This window comes from Amycolatopsis sp. NPDC049159, assembly GCF_040648295.1.
GTDB lineage: Bacteria > Actinomycetota > Actinomycetes > Mycobacteriales > Pseudonocardiaceae > Amycolatopsis > Amycolatopsis pretoriensis_A.
The window spans coordinates 207,368-226,058 of sequence record NZ_JBEZDL010000021.1; the positions used below are offsets into that span (position 1 = coordinate 207,368).

The following is an 18,691-nucleotide window of genomic DNA, read 5'->3' on the forward strand; positions in this document are numbered from 1 at the left end:
GTGGCGGGATGAAGCACGGCGGGGCGACCGCGGAACGCACGGGCAGCGGGGGTTTTCTCACCCGGCTCGGCATTCGCGGCAAGCTGAACCTGCTGCTCCTGCCACCGCTGGTCGCGGTGGTGCTGGTGTCGGTGCCGTTCGTGCTGACGCAGGCGAGCAGCGCCGTGGCCGCGACGCAGTCGGCGACGGTGGCGCGGCACACCCAGCAGCTCGGCGGCCTGGTCTGGCAGCTGCAGCGCGAGCGGCTGCTGACCGGCGCTTTCGTCGCCACGCCGTCGATGCCCGCCGACCAGATGCTGCAGCAGCAGAAGGCGGTGAACGCGGCCGTCGAGAACGTGCGGTCGTCACTGGGCTCCGACGCGCCGGACGAGCTGGCCGCCGCGCTGACCCGGGTCGGCTCGCTGAACGAGCTCCGGCAGAACGCGCAGCGCCGCGGCGTCGCGCTCGACAGCGTCGCCCGCACCTACCACGCGGTGATCGGCGCGGTGATCGACTCGCTGCGGCTCGTCCCGCAGCTGACCAGTGACGCCGAAGGCACGCGGGAGCTGACCGCGCTGGAGGCGCTGCTGCGCGCGAACGAGGAGAACTCGTTGCGCGGCATGGCGTTGATCGTGACGGCGGTTTCGCCCGAAGCCGGCCGGTCCATCCTGGACGACGCGACCCAGCAGGCGCCGATCTTCACCGACCGGTTCGTCCAGCAGGCCGACGACGAGACCGACCGCTCGCAGTCCGCGCTGGTCGTCAACGTCGAGCAGAGCGAAGCGGGCCGCCGGCTCAACGACCTCGCCGCCCAGATCGACAACCCCCGCAGCGAGGCCGGGACCACCCAGTACGTCGCCGACGTCCTGAGCGCGTCGGAATCCCAGGCCGGGCAGCGGAAACTGGTGCAGGAGAAGGTCACCGGCGAAATCGCCGACGCGGCGACCGGCCGCGCCGACGCCGGCACCCGGCTGGCCTGGACGGTCGGCATCGGCGCGGCCGCGCTGTTCCTGCTGGTCGCCTTCCTCGCCGTCGCGGTCGCCCGCTCGATCGCGCAGCCGCTGCGGCGGCTGACCACGGCGGCGACGTCGGTCGCCGACCTCGCCGGCACCGAGCTCGTCCGCGTGACCGACACCGAGGAGGCCGAGGAGCAGGTCCCGCGGCTGGCCACCATCGACGTCGTTTCGAGCGACGAGCTCGGCAAGCTGGCCGCCGCGTTCAACCGGGTCCAGACCACCGCGGCCGAGCTGGTCGAGCGGCAGGCGCTCACCCGGCGCAACACCGGCCTGATGTTCGCGAACGTCGCCAAGCGCACGCAGAACCTCGTCGGCCGCCAGCTGGCGCTGATCGACGAGGTCGAGCGCAACGAGCAGGACACCCGGCTGCTGGCCAGCCTCTACCGGCTCGACCACCTCTCCACCCGCCTCCGCCGGAACGCGGACAACCTGCTCGTGGTGTCCGGTACCCGCGACGAGACCCGCATCGCCGGCCCGATCGAGCTGTCCACGGCCCTGCGCTCGGCGCTCGCGGAGATCGAGGACTACCAGCGGGTCAAGCTCGGCGTCGTCGCCGACATCCTGCTGTCCTCGGCGCTCGGTGCCGACCTGGTGCTGGTGTTCGCCGAGCTGCTGGAGAACGCGACGTCGTTCTCGCCGCCGGGGTCGATGGTCGAAGTGGACACGATGATCCTCAACGACGGCTCGTGCCTGGTGAACGTCGTCGACCACGGCATCGGCATGACCGCGGAGAAGATGGCCGAAGAGAACAAGCGGCTCGTCGAGCGCGAACGCCTCGAGCTGGCGCCGACGAGTGTGCTCGGCCTGTTCGTGGTCGGCCGCCTGGCCCGGCGCCACGACCTGGGCGTCGAGCTGCTCGCGACGCCGACCACCGGCGGCGTGACCGCGCGGCTGACCGTCCCGCCGTCGCTGTTCAGCCACCGCACCGGGCTGCTCCCGAAGACCGAGCCGGTGCCGGCGATCCCGGCGCAGGTGGCGCCCACGCCGAAACCGCGTCCGGCGGAAGCCGTCGCGGTGACCTCCGTGTCCACTTTGGACGAACTGCGGCCGGTGGCGCGCCCGGCCGAACTGCCCGCGCCGGCGATCCCGGCGCTGCTCGGCCACGGCAACGGCTTCCGCTGGTTCAACCAGCTCGAACCGGTGTGGCCGGACGCCGAACCCGCCGACCCGCCCGCGGCGCCCGTCGCCGAGCCGGAGCCCGAGACCCGGGGTGGCCTGCGCCGCCGCGTCCGCGGAGCTCAGCTGCCCGACCCGGGCACGACGGCGGCGGTGGCCGGCGACGACAAGCCGCGCCACGACCCGGACGCGACCAAGCTCGCCATGGACGGCTTCCAGAGCGCTTTCGCGCGGGCCGCCGAGGTCAGCGCGATGGACACCGACCCGCCGTCCGCCCCGCCGACGGTGGTGACCGCACCCGTCGCCCCCGCACTTTCACGTGAAAGTGCTGACCTGGGCGCTGCACTTTCACGTGAAAGTGCAGCTTTGCTGCCGGGCGATGGCGCGTCGCTGCCGGTGCGCGTTCCCGGGGAGTCGGCGATGCCCGGTGGCGCGGTCCCCGCCGTGGCGCCGGCCGCCGCGGCCCCGCAGTCCCGGGACGGCCTGGTCCGCCGCGTCCCCGGTGCCCAGCTCGCCCCCGGCCTGCGCCAGCAGCCCGCGGGGCGGCCGATCGCCCGAGCCGTCGTCAACCGCAGCAAGCGGGACCCGGCGGCCGAGCGAGCGGCGTTCGACGCGTTCGCCGCCGGCCTCGCCAAGGCGGACGCGGTTACGGCAGACAGCCCGCCCCAAGGCGTGGTCGCCGGTCGTGTGATGGAACGAGGAGAAGAGAGCAGGAAATGAGCATCCCCGCACCTGGCGTCAGTGTCGAAGCCCAGAACTTCAACTGGCTGGTGAGCCGCTTCGCGCAGCACACCGCGGGCGCGATCGCCGCCATCGCGGTCTCGGCCGACGGCTTGCTGATCGCGGTGTCCTCGGAGCTCGAGCGCTCCAACGCCGACCGCCTCGCCGCGATCTCCTCCGCCATGCTCGGCCTCGCGCACGGCGTCTCCGAAAGCCACCCGCTCGGCTCGCCGGACAAGGTGATCATCGAACTGGAGCACGGCTACCTGCTGGTCTGCACCATCAGCATCGGCTGCTCGCTCGGCGTCCTCGCCAACAAGCAGGCCAGCCTCGGCACGATCGCCTACGAGATGGCGATGTTCGCCAACCGCGCCACCGAAGTCCTCACGCCGGGCCTGATCGAGGAGCTCAAGAACACCGTGGGTGCGTGATGGCCGAAGAGCCGGACATCTCGCTGCTGCGGCCGTACCTGATGACCTCGGGGCGGGCGCAGCCGGTGGACCAGACCCTCGAGATCGAGGCGCAGGTCATGACGTCCCGCCTGGGCGCGGCCTCGCACCCGAAGCTCACGTTCGAGCGGCAGGAAATCGTTTCCCTCTGCCGGAGCACGATGTCGGTCGCCGAGGTGGCCGCCATGCTCGGCCTCCACATCGGCGTCGCCCGCGTGCTGGTGGCCGACCTCGCCGAGCTGGGGTACGTCGTCGTCCGGCGCCCGGGCAACCACAACAAGCACGACCTCGGCATGATCGAAAGGGTCATTCGTGGACTCGAAGCCATTCACTGAACCGGCGGCCCGCCCGCCGGCCCCGGTCAAGATCGTCATCGCGGGCGGCTTCGGCGTCGGCAAGACGACCGCGGTCGGCGCCATCTCGGAGATCAAGCCGCTGACGACCGAGGCGGCGATCACCTCGGTGGCGGCTTCGGTGGACCGCACCGGCCACGTCCCGGCCAAGACCACCACGACGGTCGCGCTGGACTTCGGCTGCATCACGATCGACGACGAGGTCAAGCTGTACCTGTTCGGCACCCCCGGCCAGGACCGCTTCGGCTTCATGTGGCAGGACCTGGTCCACGGCGCGCTGGGCGCACTGGTGATCGTGGACACCCGCCGCATGGACGACTGCTACCCGGCGGTCGACTACTTCGAGAAGGCCGGCCTGCCGTTCGTGGTGGGGGTGAACATGTTCAACGGATCGCTCGGCCACAACCTGGAGGACATCCGCTGGGCCCTCGCGGTCGGCGACGACGTCCCCCTGATCACGTTCGACGCACGGCAGAAGCTTTCGGTGCGGGACGCGCTGCTCGCGGTGCTGCACAACACGTTCAAGAAGGCCCGAGCCCAGGCGGGCGCGGGCGCGTGAGGGGCTTCCGCTAGACTGATCCACGGACCCCGCGCGGCGTCCACCCTGTGAACCTCCCCAGGGCCGGAAGGCAGCAAGGATAAGCAGGCTCTGACGGGTGCGCGGGGTCCCCTTTTTTTCGGCTCCGGCTCTCGGGGCTTCGCCCCCTCGCCGGGCCTTCACTTCGTCCTTTTGCCCGGGGGCCGAGCCCCCGGACCCCCACGGTGCCTTGTGCGCCGGTTGGGGGGTCTGCCGTGGCATCCCCCGCGAGTGAGAGCGGGCGTGAGCGGGCGTGAGCGGGGTGTAGCGGGCGCCCTAGAACAGGCCCAGGACGTCGTCCGGGGGTTTTGGGGGCGGTGGGGTGTCCGCGTCCGTGATCACCGCTGCTCGGCCTGCCAGTTTGTGCAGCTCCGGGCCGTGGACGCACCTCGCCGGGAACGCCGCCGAGGCCGTTCGGCGCTCGAGCTCCGCTGTCGGCAGTGCCGAAGCCGAGGCCGCGAAGACCAGGTTGCCGAAGCGGCGGCCCTTCAGGACCGCCGGGTCCGCCAGCACCAGGACCTCCGGGAAGACCGCCAGCAGCGTCGCCAGGAAGCGGCGGGCGAACGGCAGGCCCGAGCCGTCCGTGATGTTCGCCAGGTACGTGCCCGGGGGGCGGAGGATGCCGGCGATCGCGCGGGTCGCCTCCAGCGTGGCCAGGCCGCCCGCCAGCTTCGCGCGCTCGAACGCGTCGACCACCACCAGGTCCGCCGTGTCCTCGCGGCGGGTCGCCAGGCCCGTGCGGCCGTCGGTGATCCGGACGCGCAGGCCCGGGAGCCGCAGGCCCAGCTGGGCGCGGACCAGGTCGACCAGCTCGCCGTCGGCGTCGAACACCAGCTGCCGCGAGCCCGGGCGCGTCGCCGCCACGTAGCGCGGCAGCGTGCACGCCGCGCCGCCGATGTGCAGCGCGTCGACGGGCCCCGGCGGCAGCAGGTCCACCACGTCCCCGAACCGGCGGACGTAGTCGAACTCCAGGTCGGCCGGGTCGTCGAGGTCGACGTAGGACTGCGCGACGCCGTCCACCGACAGCAGCCACGCGTTGCCCCGGTCGGCGTCCCGGACCAGCTCCGCGGTCCCGAACCGCACCGGGTACCGCCCGGGCACCGGCCCGGTCTTCCGCGAACGACTCACGAACCCGGAGGTTATCGGAAACATTCCGCCCGGCCCGGCGATAAGTGAGCGGAACGATCATCGATCGAGGGGGTTTTTCTTGCGTGCGAACGCAGTAATCGCCACTGTGGCACTCGCCGCCGTCGCCTGGGCGACGCCGGCCGCCGCGGACGTCCTGCCCGACCGGGCCCAGGCCGTCTCGCTGCTGGAGACCGGCGGACCCGGCGTCAGCCGAGCCGCCGAAGCGGCCTTGCTCGGCTCACCCGCCGACCTGCAGACCTTCCTGGCCACCGGCCAGTTCCGGGCGAAGAACGACGACGACCGCGTCCTGGTCAACCAGGCCATGGCGAGCGGCGGCCCGGTCACCAAGCGCGCCGCGCAGCAGGCGCTGGACGGCACCGTCGAGGACATCCGGGCCTTCCTCGCCACCGGGCTGCCCCAGGCGCGGATCGCGGACGACCGGATCGCGGTCGGCCAGGCCATGAGCGCCGGCGGCCCGACCGTCAACGCCCGGGCCCAGAAGGCCCTCGACGGCACGCCCGCCGACGTCCGCGCGTTCCTCGAGACCGGCCTGCAGCAGGCGCGCGACACCGACGAGCGGATCACCGCCAACCAGGCGCTCGCCGCCGGCGGTCCCGAGGTCCAGGCCGCCGCGCAGACCGCGCTCGACGGCACCCCGGACGACGTCCGGTACTTCCTCTCGCTGTGGCGCCAGGTCGCCGCGAACGGGGACGCCGAACTCGCCGCGCTCCAGGCGCAGGTCGACTACGGCAAGGCCGCCGCGGCCAACCACAGCGCGATCGGCGTCCAGCTGGCCAAGAGCCGGGCCACGACCATCGCCTCGGACGCGCGCCAGGCGAACACCGACCGGCTCGCCGGCCAGCGGGCCCAGGCCCAGCACGACGCGCAGGTCGCGGCCGGTGCGGCCGCCGACGCCGAGCAGCAGGCCCGCGACGCCGCCGCCCGCGCGGCGCAGGCCGAAGCCGACAACGACAAGCTGCTCACCGACGCGGCCGACCCGGCGCTGACCGTGCCGAACGGCCGTCGTGCGTCGGCCTACCTGCTGCGGCACGGCGGCGCCGCCGTCAAGAACGCGGCCCGCGTCGCGCTGAGCGGTTCCGACGACGACGTCGTCACTTTCGTGCGCGGCGGGCTCGCGGCCGCGCAGGAGACCGACGACCGCGCCGCCGTGGCGGCGATCGCGGCCGATCCGAAGGCCCGCCCCGGGCTGCGGCAGGCCGCCCGTGACGCGCTCGCCGGGCCGTACGCCGGCGTCGCCGCGCTGCTGCGCACCGGCGACTATCCGGGCCGCGACACCGACGACCGCGTCGAGGTGAACCAGATCATGGCGGCCGGTGGCCCGTCGACGAAGCCGGCGGCGCAGAAGGCGCTGGACGGTACCGTCGCCGACGTCCGCGAGTTCCTCGCCCACGGGCAGTACGTCGCGCACCTGATCGACCTGCGCGTCTACGCGACCCGGACGTTGTCCGAGGGCCCCGAGGTCGAGGCCGTCGCGCAGGGCGTCCTCGACGGCCCGGACTCGTTCCTGCAGCCGTACCTGGACGGCGGGCTGGCGAAGGCGCGGGCGCGTGACGCCTTCACCGCGGAGCACGTCGCCAAGGTGAACGCGCTCCTGGCGCAGCTGCCCTGACCGCACGGCGAAGGTTGTCGGACCCTGGCGGTAGTCTCGCGGCGTGGCTCTCGCGCTGTACCGCAAGTACCGTCCGGCGACCTTCGCCGAGGTCGTCGGTCAGGAGCATGTGACCGATCCCCTCCGCACGGCGTTGTCCGCCGGGCGGATCAACCACGCCTACCTCTTCTCCGGTCCGCGCGGCTGCGGCAAGACGTCGAGCGCGCGCATCATGGCGCGCTCGCTGAACTGCGTCGAAGGCCCCACCCCGGACCCGTGCGGGAAGTGCAACTCCTGCAAGGCGCTCGCGCCCGAGGGGTCGGGCAGCGTCGACGTCACGGAGCTGGACGCGGCGAGCCACGGTGGTGTCGACGACGCCCGCGAGCTGCGGGACAAGGCGTTCTACGCGCCGGCCGAGTCGCGCTACCGCGTGTTCATCATCGACGAGGCGCACATGGTCACCACGCAGGGCTTCAACGCTCTGCTGAAGATCGTGGAAGAGCCGCCGGAACACGTCATCTTCATCTTCGCCACCACCGAGCCGGACAAGGTGCTCACCACCATCCGCTCGCGCACGCACCACTACCCGTTCCGGCTGATCCCGCCGAGCTCGATGCGCGCGCTGCTGGAGCGCAACATCGCCGCGGAGGGCGTCGAGGTCGAGCCGTCGGTGTACCCGCTGGTCATCCGCGCGGGCGGCGGGTCGGCGCGTGACACGCAGTCGGTGCTCGACCAGCTGCTCGCCGGCGCCGGGCCCGAAGGCGTTTCGTACAGCCGGGCAGTGGCACTGCTGGGCGTCACCGACGTCGCGCTGATCGACGACATGGTGGACGCGCTGGCGACCGAGGACGCGGCGACGGTGTTCGGCACGGTCGAGAAGCTCGCCGAAGCCGGCCACGACCCGCGCCGGTTCGCCACGGACCTGCTCGACCGGCTTCGTGACCTGGTGCTGCTGCGCGCGGTCCCGGATTCCGCGGGCGGGCTGGTGTCCGCGCCGGAGGAGGAACTCACGCGGATGGTGGCGCAGGCCGAGCGGATCGGCCTGGGGACGCTGTCGCGTTATGCGGACATCGTCCACAATGGACTCCTGGAGATGCGGGGCGCGACTTCTCCGCGGCTCGTGCTGGAGTTGCTGGCCGCCCGGATGCTGCTGCCGTCGGTGACGGACGCGGAGAAGGCGCTGCTGGCCCGCATCGAACGGCTGGAGCGCCGCGCGACGGCTCCGGCCGCCCCGGTCGAGGGCGGCGTCGAGCCGCCGATGCGGGCGACGGCGGAGGGGAAGTTCTCCCGTCCTTCGCAGCGCGCGGCTTCGGCCGGGCCGGCGCCGGTGGCGGAGGCGGCTGAGCCCGCGCCGTCGGCCGCGCCTCCGGCTGCTTCGGCCGGCAGTGCCGCTGCTTCGGCGGGCGCTGGTGCCGTGACTTCGGCTGCCGCAGCTTCGGCGGCCGGCCCTCAGTCCGCGGAGAGCGGCACCCCCGCCCCCGCCGCGTCCGGCACTCCGGCCGCGCCGCCTTCCGATGGCGGCTGGAGCACCCCGCGCACCCCCGGCGGCGGCACGCCCGCACCCGCCGCGCCCGCTCCTGCGGCACCCGCGTCCGCCGTGGCTGCCGCACCCGCCGCACCCGCTCCTGCGGCGGACGGCGCGATGGACGCCGCCGCGATCCGGAACATCTGGCCGCAGCTCATGACCGCGTTGCGCAAGTTCACCGGCGGGCGCAGCCTCGAAGCGATGCTGACGCAGGCCACGGTGGCGAGCGTCGAGGGGCACGCCCTCACGCTCACGCACAAGTCCGAGCCCCTGTCCCGCCGCCTCTCCGACCAGGACAACGCGCGCAAGATCGCCGGCGCGCTGTCCGACGTCCTGGGCGGCGACTGGCAGGTCCGCTGCATCCACGGCAACGCCCCGGCGACCCCCGCCGCCCGCGCCCAGCAGGCGGCACCGGCTCCGGAGCGCTCGTTCACCCGCCAGTCCGCGGCAACGGCCGCTCCGCCCGCCGCCGCGGCCCCGGCCCGGCCCGCGACCCCGCCGCCGCCCGTGCGGCCCAAGGTCGCGACGAGCGAACCGGACATCCCGCTGCCCCCGGAACCGGTCGACGAGGACGACGAGGACCTCTACAACGAGGACGCCAGCCCGGCCCCGCCGCCGCCCCCACCGCCGCCGGACCAGGACCCGGACGAGCTGGCCCGCAAGCTCATCTCCGACCACCTCGGCGCCCGCCCGCTGGACTGACCGCCGTCAGGACGCCCAGGGACCGATCCCGGTGACGCGGTCGGCGGTGATCCGCACGATCACCGCCGTCGGCGAGCCCTGGTTGCCGAGCAGGTACTTCTCGACCCCGAGGCAGCGCTGCGCCTGGCGGTCCATCAGCGCCGTGAACTCGTCGGCGATGTCCGGTCCCTCGATCCGGGCCGTCCCGCGGACCAGCAGGTACTGCGGCAGCCCGCGGGTCGCGGCGGATGTTGCGCACCTTGGGCCGGCGCCCCTCCATGCCCATCACGATCTCGTCCCCCTCCCGGCTGGCCCAGACCAGCGGTGGCTGCTTTCGGGGAGTTCATGCCCTCGACGCTAGGGCGCGGAACGTCTTCCTCGCCACCTGCCCGGCCTGCCTGACGATCGAGATCATCGCCATCAGGCAGGCGGTCGTGTTCGCGCTGAGCCGCGGGTCGAGTACTCGCTGACCGGCCTCGGCCGGACGCTCGTCGAGCCCATCGGTGTCCTCACCCGGTGGCCACCGACCACGGCGAAGCCGTCGTGGCGGCTCAGGAAGCCAGGTAAGCCTCGATCGCCGCGGCGATCGAGGCGGCGAACTGCTGACGCCCCGCCGCGCTCGTCATCCGGGCCGCTTCCGCCGCGTTGCGCATGTTGCCGCACTCCACCAGGGCGGCCGGGCGGGTGGAGAGGTTCAAGCCGCCCAGGTCCCCGCGGGCCGACAGGCCGTTGCCGCCGATGTAGTTCGCCGTGCTGAAGCCGCCCGTGCGCATCGTGTCGCGCAGGACCTCCGCCAGCCGGAGGGAGGGCGGGCCCTGTGACTCGTTCAACGGCGGGGACGAATACGCGACGTGGAAGCCGTTCGCGCCGGCCGCCGTCGAGCCGTCGGCGTGGATCGAGACGACGGCGTCCGCGTTCGCCTCGTTGCCGATCGCCGCGCGGCGGTCGACGCAGGGGCCGACGCCCGTGTCGTCCTGTCGCGTGTAGACGACCCGGATCCCCTTGGCCGCCAACGCATCCCCGACCCGGTGGGCGACGTCGAACGTGAACGCGTGCTCCGGGTAGCCCGCGTTGGTCGCGGTGCCGGTGGTGTTGCACGGCTTGGTCTGGCCGCGCCCGGCGGGCACCGGGCGGTTGATCTCCGCCGGGTGGGACGCGTTGCCGCCGTTGTGCCCCGGGTCGAGCACGACGACCTTCCCCGGCGCGGGGGCCACCACCGAAGACGGCGCCGAGGTGGACGGCGGGGGCGGTGGGGTCACCGTCGTCGGCGTCGGCGTGACCGTCCGCGTGGTGACGGGAGCGGGTGCCGGGGCCGCCGGGGTGCCGTCGGAGCAGCCGGTGAGCAGCAGGGCACCGGCCAGCAGGGGTGGGGCAATCGCGCGTCGCACGGCGACCACGGTGCCACAGCCCGGCGCCCCGCGTGGCGCGACTACCCTGGTGGGGACACAGGCGTGCAGAGAGGACCGAGTGCGATCATGGTGCAACCCGGCGGCGGTTTCGACATTTCCCAGCTGATGCAGCAGGCCCAGCAGATGCAGCAGAAGCTCGTCGAGGCCCAGGAGGAGCTCGCCAACACCGAGGTCACCGGCACGGCCGGTGGCGGGCTGGTCACCGCGACCGTCTCCGGTGACAGCCAGCTGAAGAACCTGCAGATCGACCCGAAGGTGGTCGACCCGGACGACGTCGAGACGCTGTCCGACCTGATCGTGGCGGCGGTCCGCGACGCGTCGGCGAGCGCGCAGAAGCTCACCGAGCAGAAGCTCGGCCCGCTGGCCGGCGGCCTCGGTGGCGGTGGCGGCATGCCGGACCTCGGCGCCCTCGGCTTCGGCGGCTGACGAACTTGTACGAAGGTGTCGTCCAGGACCTGATCGACGAGCTCGGGCGGCTGCCCGGGGTCGGGCCGAAGAGCGCCCAGCGGATCGCGTTCCACCTGCTGGCCGCGGACCCGGCGGACATCTCGCGGCTGCAGGACGTCCTCGGCAAGGTCAAGGAAGGCGTGCAGTTCTGCGAGATCTGCGGCAACGTCTCCGAGCAGCCGACCTGCCGCATCTGCCGCGACGAGCGCCGCGACCTCACGGTCATCTGCGTGGTCGAGGAGCCGAAGGACGTCCTGGCCGTCGAGCGCACGCGCGAGTTCAAGGGCCGCTACCACGTCCTGGGCGGCGCGCTCGACCCGTTGTCGGGCATCGGCCCGGAGCAGTTGCGGATGCGCGAGCTGCTCAAGCGGCTCGGCGAGCACGACATCAGCGAAATCATCATCGCGACCGACCCCAACACCGAGGGCGAGGCCACGGCGACGTACCTCGTCCGGATGCTGCGCGACTTCCCCGGCCTGTCGGTGACGAGACTCGCCTCGGGTCTCCCGATGGGCGGCGACCTCGAGTTCGCCGACGAGCTGACGCTGGGCCGCGCGCTTTCGGGCCGCCGGGTGCTCTAGGCCGATCGACGGAAGATCACCCGGAACCCGGTGCCACGGGTAAAGAATCATTGACCTGCGGCTGATGCGCGCTTAATGTCCATCGCGGCGTCCGGGGAGGGATGCCGTAGCGGCTGCACGGTCCCCTTCGGTGGCACCGTTTTCCCCGGGCGAACGACGTTCGCCGACCGGGGGGATGGACCGCGATGAAGCCGAGATCGTCGTCGAGACGGGGAATCGGGCTCTGGAGGAACACGGCGATCGTCGTGTTCCTCTTTTCGTTGCTGGCGGGGCTCGTCTCGCCACCGGCGCTCGCCGCCGACCCCGACGACCCCCCGGCGGTCCTGACCGACCGGGCCCGGACCGTCGCGGCGTGGCGCACCGGTGGCCCCGGTGTCAAGGAAGCGGCCGTGGCCGCGCTGGCCGGGACCGACGACGCCGTCCGGCAGTTCCTGTCCACCGGCCTCGCGAGCACCACCGCGCAGGACGACCGGGTGCAGGTGGCGCAGCTGCTGGCCACCGCGGGACCGGCGCTGAAGACGGCCGCGCAGGCCGCGCTGTCCGGCACCCCCGAGGAGATCAAGGCCTTCCTCACCACCGGCATCCGCGCGCCGTGGGAACAGGACACGCGGGTCCGGATCGCGCAGCTGATGGCCGTCGGCGGCCCCGGCGTGAAGGAAGCGGCCCAGGCGGCGTTGAACGGCACCGTCGCGGACCTCTCGCGGTTCGTGCTGTCGGGCCACGACACGGCGCTGGCGCACGACGAGCGCGTGCTGGCCGCGCAGATCCTCGCGGTCGGCGGGGCGGAAGTGAAGCGTGCCGCGCAGATCGCGTTGTCCGGCACGCGCGAAGAGCTGCAGGAATTCCTCGAGACCGGCCAGTACGCGGCCCGGGAGCGGGACGGCGAAGTCGCGACCGTGGCCGGCCTCGCGGCGGCGGCCAAGGAGGAAAGCGAGCGCGCGGCGACCGAAACGACGCTCGCGAAGCAGGCGTCGGAGCGGGCGGTCCAGGCCGCCGACCTGGCTCGCCAAGCTGCCGAAACGGCGGCGGCGGAGACGGCCGCGGCCAAGGACGACTCGGTCAAGGCGGCCAACGCGGCGGGCCGGGCGGCCGACGCCGCGACGCGGGCCGCCGCGGCCGCGCGGGAGGCCATCGGCGCGGCCAACGATGCGACGCAGGCGGCCAAGGTCGCGGCCACCGCCGCCCAGCGCGCGGCCGTGGCGGCGGTGCTCGCCGGTCGGGCCGCAGGTGCGGCGCAGCGCGCGGCGGCGGACGCCCGGACCGACGCCGGCAAGGCGGACGACGCGCGCAAGGCGGCCATCGGGGCTCGTCAGGCGGCGGCCAGCGCCCGGCTCGCGGCGGACGCCGCGGCGGCGGTCGGCGACGCGGCCCGTGCCGCGGGCGCCGCGGTGCAGGCAGCGTCTTCGGCCGCCGCGAACGCCCAGAAGGCGGGTGATGCGGCCGGCGCGGCCGCCAACCAGTCCGCCGCGGCCGGTGCGCAGGCCGAGCGGGCCAAGAAGGCCGCGGCCGACGCCAAGCGAGCGGCGGGGCGGGCCACCCGTGCCGCGAACGCGGCCGGTGCGCTGGCCGCCGAAGCCGCATCGGCCGCGCAGGAAGCGCGAACGGCCGCCCTCAGCGCGGCCACGCACGCCGAAGCGGCCGCCGCGGCCGCGGACGAGGCGGCCGCGCACGCCGGGGAAGCCGACAAGGCGGCGACGGAATCGGAAGCGCACGCCCGCGCCGCCAAGGAAGCCGCCGATGCGGCGACAGCGGCGGCCGCGCAGGCGAGCCGGACCCAGGAGGTGGCCCGCCAGGCGGAGGCCGAGCGCCTGGCGACGGAAACCGAGGAAGCGGTCGAGCTCGCCCAGGCCCTGCGCACCGAAACCGAGACCATTCCGGCCGAAACCCTCTGGGACACCCCGGAATCCGACCGGATGGACGCCGAGGCGAAGCGCTTGCTCGCCGAAGCCGCGGCACCCGGCGCGCCCCGCACGACCGTGATCACCGACGGCCGCAAGATCGCCGTCAAGCAGCTCGCGGCGGCCGGGCCGATCAGCCGGTCCCGTGCCGAAGCGGTGCTCGGCGGCTCCGACGACGACGTCGTCGAGTACGTCACCGGCGGTCTGACCGCGGCGGCCTACCAGGACGACCGCGCGCGGGTCGGCCACCTCGCCCAGAGCGAGAACACCGCGCTGGCGCAGGCCGCGCTCGCCGCGTTGGGCGGGACCGACGTCCAGGTCAACGAATTCCTGAAGACCCAGCCGTACGAAGGCAAGGAGCACGACGAGCGCACGGCGATCGCGCAGCTGCTCGCCGCGGGCGGCCCGGCCACGAAGGAGGCGGCGCAGGCCGCGCTCGACGGCTCGGCCGCCGACCGGCGGGCGTTCCTGCGCACCGGCCAGTTCTCCGCCGCGAAGAAGGACGACCGCATCGCCGTCGCGCAGGCGCTGGCGACCGGCGGAGCCGAGGTGAAGGCGGCGGCGCAGATCACCCTCGCCGGCCCGGACGACGAGCTGCGCGAGTTCCTGCAGGTCGGCAAGGCCCAGGCGCAGCGCCGGGACCAGGACACCGCCGCACACGTCGCGGTCGTCCAGCGTTACGTCTCCGAAGCGGCGGCCTCCGCGGCCTCGGCGCGAGAGTCGGCGTCGTGGGCGGCGGCAGCGGCGGCGACCGCCCGCCACGCGGCCGACGAGGCCGCCGGGTACGCGGCGCAGGCCCGCCAGTCGGCCACCGATGCAGGCAACTACGCGAACCAGGCCAAGGCGTCCGCCGCTTCGGCGCAGGCATCGGCGGAGCAGGCGGCACTGTCCGCGAAGCAGGCGCGTCAGGCGGCGGCGACGGCCCAGCAGGCCGCAGCCCGGGCGGCGGACTCCGCGGCGAAGGCAGCGCACTCGGCGGCGGTCGCCCGCTCGATGGCCCAGTGGGCCGCGAGCGAGGCCGAAGACGCCCGGAGGGCAGCCGCAGACGCAGGCAAGAGCGCGTCGGAGGCCGCGGACGCCGCGGCCGAAGCGGTCGAGGCGTTCCTGCGGACGCACAACAACGAGCAGCTGAACGGACCACCGCAGCGTTTCCGGGTCGCCGAGTTCGAGAACGGCGTGATGGTGCTGTTCACCGACGGCACCTGCCTGGTCAACGGGCTGGTGCTGCCGTTCGCGGACTACGGGCTGTCGGCGTGCGAGGCGATCGGGCGCAACTTCGACTCGTGGATCACCGAGCACGGCGACGAGTACGACAGCGCGGATGCCGTCGGAGGCGAGTTTTCGGACCTGTTGCTGCGGGAGTACTGCAACAAGGGCGGTGCGTGCAGCGCGGAGCTGAAGAACCAGCTCAAGTCCCTCACCGGCTTCTTGCTGGTCAAGAAGGAAGCGGGCATCGGGAAGCCGTTCGGCCGGCTGCTGCAACGGATGCTGAAGCTTCGCGCGGCCGGGGTGGTCGCCGACAAGATCGGGGTGCTTCCCGGGCGCTCATTGGGTGTGTTGTCGGGCTGGACGAGCAAGGCGTTCCAGGTCGGCGGTCAAGAGGCGAGGCTGAACCAGGATTACCTCAAGCACATCCTCGAACGACACCACCCGAAGTACTGGGACGGCAGCTTCAAGAAAGATCAGAGCTTCTTCGACACGCGGATGACCATCCCGGACATCGAGGACGCGATCCGCCAGGTGCTCACCCAGAACCAAGCGAAGATCATCGCGAACGGCGGTACCAACGCCAGTACCAAGATCGAAGGCCTCGTCAACGGCGTGACCTACCGAGGTACGGTCGACGGTGGCAAGGTCGTGCAGTTCTACCCGAAGTAAGAGGTGTGATGGGCACGGTGGAGCGGGTACGGACCGTACTCGACGTCGGGCAGCGGGATTTCTGCTTCGTCGACGTTCTCGACTGCACCGAGTTGCCGCCGAAACGGCGGGTCGACGATCCGGGCGGCGCGATCCTGTTGACCGTCAACGGGGTCGCCCTGCTCGACGAAGACCTGTACTCGACCATCGAGCTGTTGTGGATCTTCGTGGCTCAGCTCGTCGGCGACTACCGCCGGGACGGGCGAGCCGTGACGTCGTTCCCGGACCAGTCGATCGACATTTCGCTCGAGCCGGTCCCGCGGAAACTGCTTCGGATCACGGTGGCCGGGAAGGACTTCCGCCGCACTTCGGTCGCCGGTGAAGAGGAGTTGCTTTCAGCCATCGTCACCGGGGGGCTCGAATTCTTCGAGAAGATGACCGAACTGTCCGATCGGAACTTTTCGGCAGCAATAAGGCGGCTCACCGGTCCCTGACCGGTGAGCCGCCCGTGAGAATGCGATCAGGCCGGGCCGGAATTGAGTTCCAGGAGCGACGAAGGCCCGTTCTGGGGGTCCGCTCCTTCGCCGACCGAAGTCCACGAGTTCTTTTCGATGTCGACCACCTTCGGAGTGCCCTTCACGAGCATCGTCGCTTTGAGGGAGTGGTCGTCGGCCTTGATGAGGTAGACCTTGGCGAGGTCGAGGCTCAGGTAGCCCTTGTTCGCCGTGACGTGGAAGCAGAACGTCGCGTCGTTCGTGCGGCTCCACACCTCGATGCGGTTCCCGCTGGTGGCGCAGTCGGTGAACAGGATGTGGCCGTCGCCCTTGAGCAGGCGGATCCCGTGCTCGGCGAAGATCTGGTCGGCGCCCGGGTAGTCGTAGTCCTCGACGATGGGCGGGGGTGTGTCGTCGGCGGCCGCGGTGGCCACGGTGGGGCCGCCGACGAGCGCGGCGGCGGTCAGAACGACTGCGCCGAATGCACTATTGACAGATTTCACGAATGTCCTCCCCTGAATTCAGGTACGGATGTTACTTGACCACCTGATAGTCAAAATGTGACATGTGTCACCGGCTGGTGTGGTAAAAAACTGTCTATCTTTCGCGATGAGCCCCGAGGGGCGGGAACTGCTTCGCGAAACTTAAGAGGGGGAACTCTGGTGGATCGCACACGAACAGCGGGAAGAACCGCGATCGGCGGTGTGCTGCTGGTGACCGGGCTGCTCGCCGCCGTTCCGGCGTCGGCGGTGTCGCACAGCTCGGTCGCCGCCGACGGGACCTACGGCTTCACCGCCAAGCTCACCATGGACGGCCGGGCCTGCAGCGGCGTGCTCGTCGCGCCCGACTGGGTCGCCACGGCCGCCAGCTGCTTCCCGGAGAACCCGCAGGGCGGGGCGCCGGCGAAAGCGACCACGGCCGTCGTCGGGCGGACCGACCTCACCGGGTCCGCCGGCCACTCCGCCGCGGTCACCGGGCTGGTGCTCGCCGCCGGGCGCGACCTCGCGCTGGCCCGGCTCGCCGCCCCGATCACCGACGTCGTCCCGATTTCGCTGTCGGCCACCGCGCCCGCGGCGGGGGAAAAGCTGCGGGTCGCCGGGTTCGGCCGCACCGACACCGAGTGGGTGCCCGACAAGCTGCACAGCGCGGTCTTCACCGCCGGGGCGAACACCGCCACCACGGCGAGCCTCACCGGGGACGCCGGCGCGGACACCTGCCGCGGTGACGCCGGGGGACCGGCGTTCCGCGAGGTCTCCGGCCGCGCCGAACTGGTCGGCGTCAGCAGCGCTTCCTGGCAGCACGGCTGCTTCGGCGAGACCGAGACCAGGCAGGGCAGCACCGCGGCCCGGACCGACGACGTCGTGTCCTGGATCCGGCAGACCGTGCTCGCGCCCGTGGCGAAGGGCGTCGGGCACACGATCGTCGTGAGCTGGAACGGGTTGCCTGCGGCGGACAACGCCAGCTACGCCGTCTACGGTTCGACGACCGCGGACGTCCCGGTCGACGCGGCCCACCGGCTCACCACGACGTCTTCGCTGTCGTTCACCCAGCCGCAGTTGCCGGCCAAGCAGACGCGGTACTACCGCGTCGTCGCCACCCCGGCGGCCGGCCCGGCCAGCGCGCCGACGGCGGTCGTCTCCGCCACGACGCCGCTGTCCAAGGGCACCGACTTCACCGGTGACGGCCTCGAAGACGTCGGCGCGGTGTACGACTTCAAGAACGCGCGGACCGGTCTCTACGTCTGGCCTTCGCTCGGCCCGGGTTCGGCCGAATCCCCGATCCTCGGCACTCCCGCGCTCAAGTGGGACAGCGGGAACGGCGCGGTGAACGCCGCCCAGGCGCGCTGGCTGTCCGGTGACTTCAACGGCGACGGCCGCAGCGACTTCGCGATGGTCTACGACTACCTCAACAACAGCTCGACCATCTGGCTCTGGTACGCCAACGCCGCCGGCGGGTTCGACGCGCAGGGTGTCAAGTGGGACAGCGCGAACTTCTCGCCGAGCAAGGCGCGGTTCGTGGCCGGCGACTTCGACGGTGACGGCCGCACCGACATCGGTGCCGCCTACGACAACGGCAACGCCAGCATGTCGTTCCTCACCTGGCACGCCACGGCGACCGGGATCGACGCCCCGGTGACCCAGTGGACCACCGCCGCCGGGGTGTGGAACATCGCCCAGTCGACGTGGGTGGCGGGCGACTTCACCGGGGACGGCCGCGCCGACCTCGCGTCGTTCTACGACTACCGCAACAACTCGGCGAACCTGTTCCTCTGGACCGCGAACGCGGCCGGCAAGTTCGACGACAAGGGCGTGAAGTGGAACGGCCTGACCTTCACCCCGGCCAAGGCGCGGTTCGTGACCGGCGACTTCGACGGTGACGGCCGCATCGACATCGGCGCGGCCTACGACAACGGCAACGCCGACACCACGTTCTCGACCTGGCACGCGACGGGCGACGGGTTCGACGCCCCGGTCACCAAGTGGGACAGCGGTGCGGGGACCTGGTCGTGGGCCAAGTCGCAGTGGACCGCGCCGGACATCGACGGTGACGGCCGGGCCGACGTGATCGCCAGCTACGACTACGGGAACTCGAACACCGGCCTGTTCTACTGGCACACCGCCCAGAACGGCGCCCTCGAGGACCGCGGCGGCAAGTGGAACAGCAACGGGACGTTCAGCGCGGCCCAGGCCGTGTTCCTCTGACCGGCTGAGCCGGAGCGGGCCGTTCACGTTTTCGTGAACGGCCCGCTTTCTCGTTACCGGCCCCAGTTTTCGATGTCGGGGGCGCCCATGTCGGTGTTCCAGTACCAGTGGGTCAGCGTGCCGTTGGTGGACCGGCCGTAGATGTTTTCC

General features: G+C 72.4%; 16 protein-coding genes and 1 other RNA gene. 12 read left to right on the plus strand and 5 right to left on the minus strand.

What is annotated here, in order from left to right:
• Nucleotides 1-8 precede the first annotated feature (8 nt).
• The 5 genes from AB0B33_RS34765 (at nucleotide 9) to ffs (ending at nucleotide 4,308) form a co-directional block, all read left to right on the plus strand.
• Entirely contained in the window at nucleotides 9-2,831 is a 2,823-nt protein-coding gene (locus tag AB0B33_RS34765) for a nitrate- and nitrite sensing domain-containing protein (RefSeq protein WP_360779715.1), read from the plus strand.
• A complete protein-coding gene (locus AB0B33_RS34770) occupies nucleotides 2,828-3,262 on the plus strand; it encodes a roadblock/LC7 domain-containing protein (RefSeq protein WP_086861817.1) in 435 nt (144 codons plus the stop codon). The genes AB0B33_RS34765 and AB0B33_RS34770 overlap by 4 nt, the downstream gene beginning before the upstream one ends.
• Nucleotides 3,262-3,615, plus strand: coding sequence for a DUF742 domain-containing protein (locus tag AB0B33_RS34775; RefSeq protein ID WP_247025460.1), 354 nt, complete (start codon nucleotides 3,262-3,264; stop codon nucleotides 3,613-3,615). Before AB0B33_RS34770 ends, AB0B33_RS34775 begins: the two co-directional genes overlap by 1 nt.
• Complete coding sequence (locus AB0B33_RS34780) at nucleotides 3,593-4,192, plus strand: ATP/GTP-binding protein (RefSeq protein WP_247017129.1); 600 nt, start codon at nucleotides 3,593-3,595, stop codon at nucleotides 4,190-4,192. Before AB0B33_RS34775 ends, AB0B33_RS34780 begins: the two co-directional genes overlap by 23 nt.
• 21 nt (nucleotides 4,193-4,213) lie before the next feature.
• Nucleotides 4,214-4,308: signal recognition particle sRNA small type (ffs, locus tag AB0B33_RS34785), an RNA gene on the plus strand.
• Nucleotides 4,309-4,486: 178 nt separating this feature from the next.
• Here the strand turns inward: ffs and AB0B33_RS34790 are convergent.
• Nucleotides 4,487-5,362 carry a fused MFS/spermidine synthase gene (locus tag AB0B33_RS34790; RefSeq protein WP_360779717.1) on the minus strand — a complete coding sequence of 292 codons (876 nt, stop codon included), beginning with the start codon at nucleotides 5,360-5,362 and terminating at the stop codon, nucleotides 4,487-4,489.
• Between the two features lie 82 nt (nucleotides 5,363-5,444).
• On the opposite strand from AB0B33_RS34790, the gene AB0B33_RS34795 reads away from it, so the two are divergent.
• Nucleotides 5,445-6,968 carry an ALF repeat-containing protein gene (locus AB0B33_RS34795; protein ID WP_360779720.1) on the plus strand — a complete coding sequence of 508 codons (1,524 nt, stop codon included), beginning with the start codon at nucleotides 5,445-5,447 and terminating at the stop codon, nucleotides 6,966-6,968.
• A gap of 43 nt (nucleotides 6,969-7,011) precedes the next feature.
• A complete protein-coding gene (locus AB0B33_RS34800) occupies nucleotides 7,012-9,174 on the plus strand; it encodes a DNA polymerase III subunit gamma and tau (RefSeq protein WP_360779723.1) in 2,163 nt (720 codons plus the stop codon).
• A gap of 6 nt (nucleotides 9,175-9,180) precedes the next feature.
• Here AB0B33_RS34800 and AB0B33_RS34805 read toward each other — a convergent pair whose 3' ends face one another.
• On the minus strand, nucleotides 9,181-9,309 hold the full coding sequence (locus AB0B33_RS34805) for a hypothetical protein (protein ID WP_360779725.1): 129 nt from the start codon (nucleotides 9,307-9,309) through the stop codon (nucleotides 9,181-9,183).
• A gap of 395 nt (nucleotides 9,310-9,704) precedes the next feature.
• Nucleotides 9,705-10,550: an N-acetylmuramoyl-L-alanine amidase gene (locus tag AB0B33_RS34810; protein WP_247017137.1), complete on the minus strand. Its 846-nt coding sequence runs from the start codon at nucleotides 10,548-10,550 to the stop codon at nucleotides 9,705-9,707.
• Between the two features lie 78 nt (nucleotides 10,551-10,628).
• Here AB0B33_RS34810 and AB0B33_RS34815 point away from each other — a divergent pair, with 78 nt between their 5' ends.
• The 4 genes from AB0B33_RS34815 (at nucleotide 10,629) to AB0B33_RS34830 (ending at nucleotide 15,839) form a co-directional block, all read left to right on the plus strand.
• Nucleotides 10,629-10,988 carry a YbaB/EbfC family nucleoid-associated protein gene (locus AB0B33_RS34815; RefSeq protein ID WP_247017138.1) on the plus strand — a complete coding sequence of 120 codons (360 nt, stop codon included), beginning with the start codon at nucleotides 10,629-10,631 and terminating at the stop codon, nucleotides 10,986-10,988.
• A 5-nt stretch (nucleotides 10,989-10,993) separates the two neighbouring features.
• Nucleotides 10,994-11,590 carry a recombination mediator RecR gene (gene recR, locus AB0B33_RS34820; RefSeq protein ID WP_247017140.1) on the plus strand — a complete coding sequence of 199 codons (597 nt, stop codon included), beginning with the start codon at nucleotides 10,994-10,996 and terminating at the stop codon, nucleotides 11,588-11,590.
• A gap of 245 nt (nucleotides 11,591-11,835) precedes the next feature.
• Nucleotides 11,836-15,366 (plus strand): chemotaxis protein, encoded by a 3,531-nt coding sequence (locus tag AB0B33_RS34825; protein ID WP_360779730.1) that lies wholly within the window; start codon nucleotides 11,836-11,838, stop codon nucleotides 15,364-15,366.
• 8 nt (nucleotides 15,367-15,374) lie between these two features.
• A complete protein-coding gene (locus AB0B33_RS34830; protein WP_360779733.1) occupies nucleotides 15,375-15,839 on the plus strand; it encodes a hypothetical protein in 465 nt (154 codons plus the stop codon).
• A 26-nt stretch (nucleotides 15,840-15,865) separates the two neighbouring features.
• Here the strand turns inward: AB0B33_RS34830 and AB0B33_RS34835 are convergent, their stop codons facing one another.
• Nucleotides 15,866-16,342, minus strand: coding sequence for a hypothetical protein (locus AB0B33_RS34835; protein ID WP_360779735.1), 477 nt, complete (start codon nucleotides 16,340-16,342; stop codon nucleotides 15,866-15,868).
• Nucleotides 16,343-16,501: 159 nt separating this feature from the next.
• Between AB0B33_RS34835 and AB0B33_RS34840 the strand changes: the two genes are divergently transcribed.
• Nucleotides 16,502-18,541: a trypsin-like serine protease gene (locus AB0B33_RS34840; protein WP_360779738.1), complete on the plus strand. Its 2,040-nt coding sequence runs from the start codon at nucleotides 16,502-16,504 to the stop codon at nucleotides 18,539-18,541.
• Between the two features lie 53 nt (nucleotides 18,542-18,594).
• On the opposite strand, the gene AB0B33_RS34845 is transcribed toward AB0B33_RS34840, so the two are convergent.
• Complete coding sequence (locus AB0B33_RS34845) at nucleotides 18,595-18,684, minus strand: hypothetical protein (protein WP_360777750.1); 90 nt, start codon at nucleotides 18,682-18,684, stop codon at nucleotides 18,595-18,597.
• Between the last annotated feature and the right edge of the window lie 7 nt (nucleotides 18,685-18,691).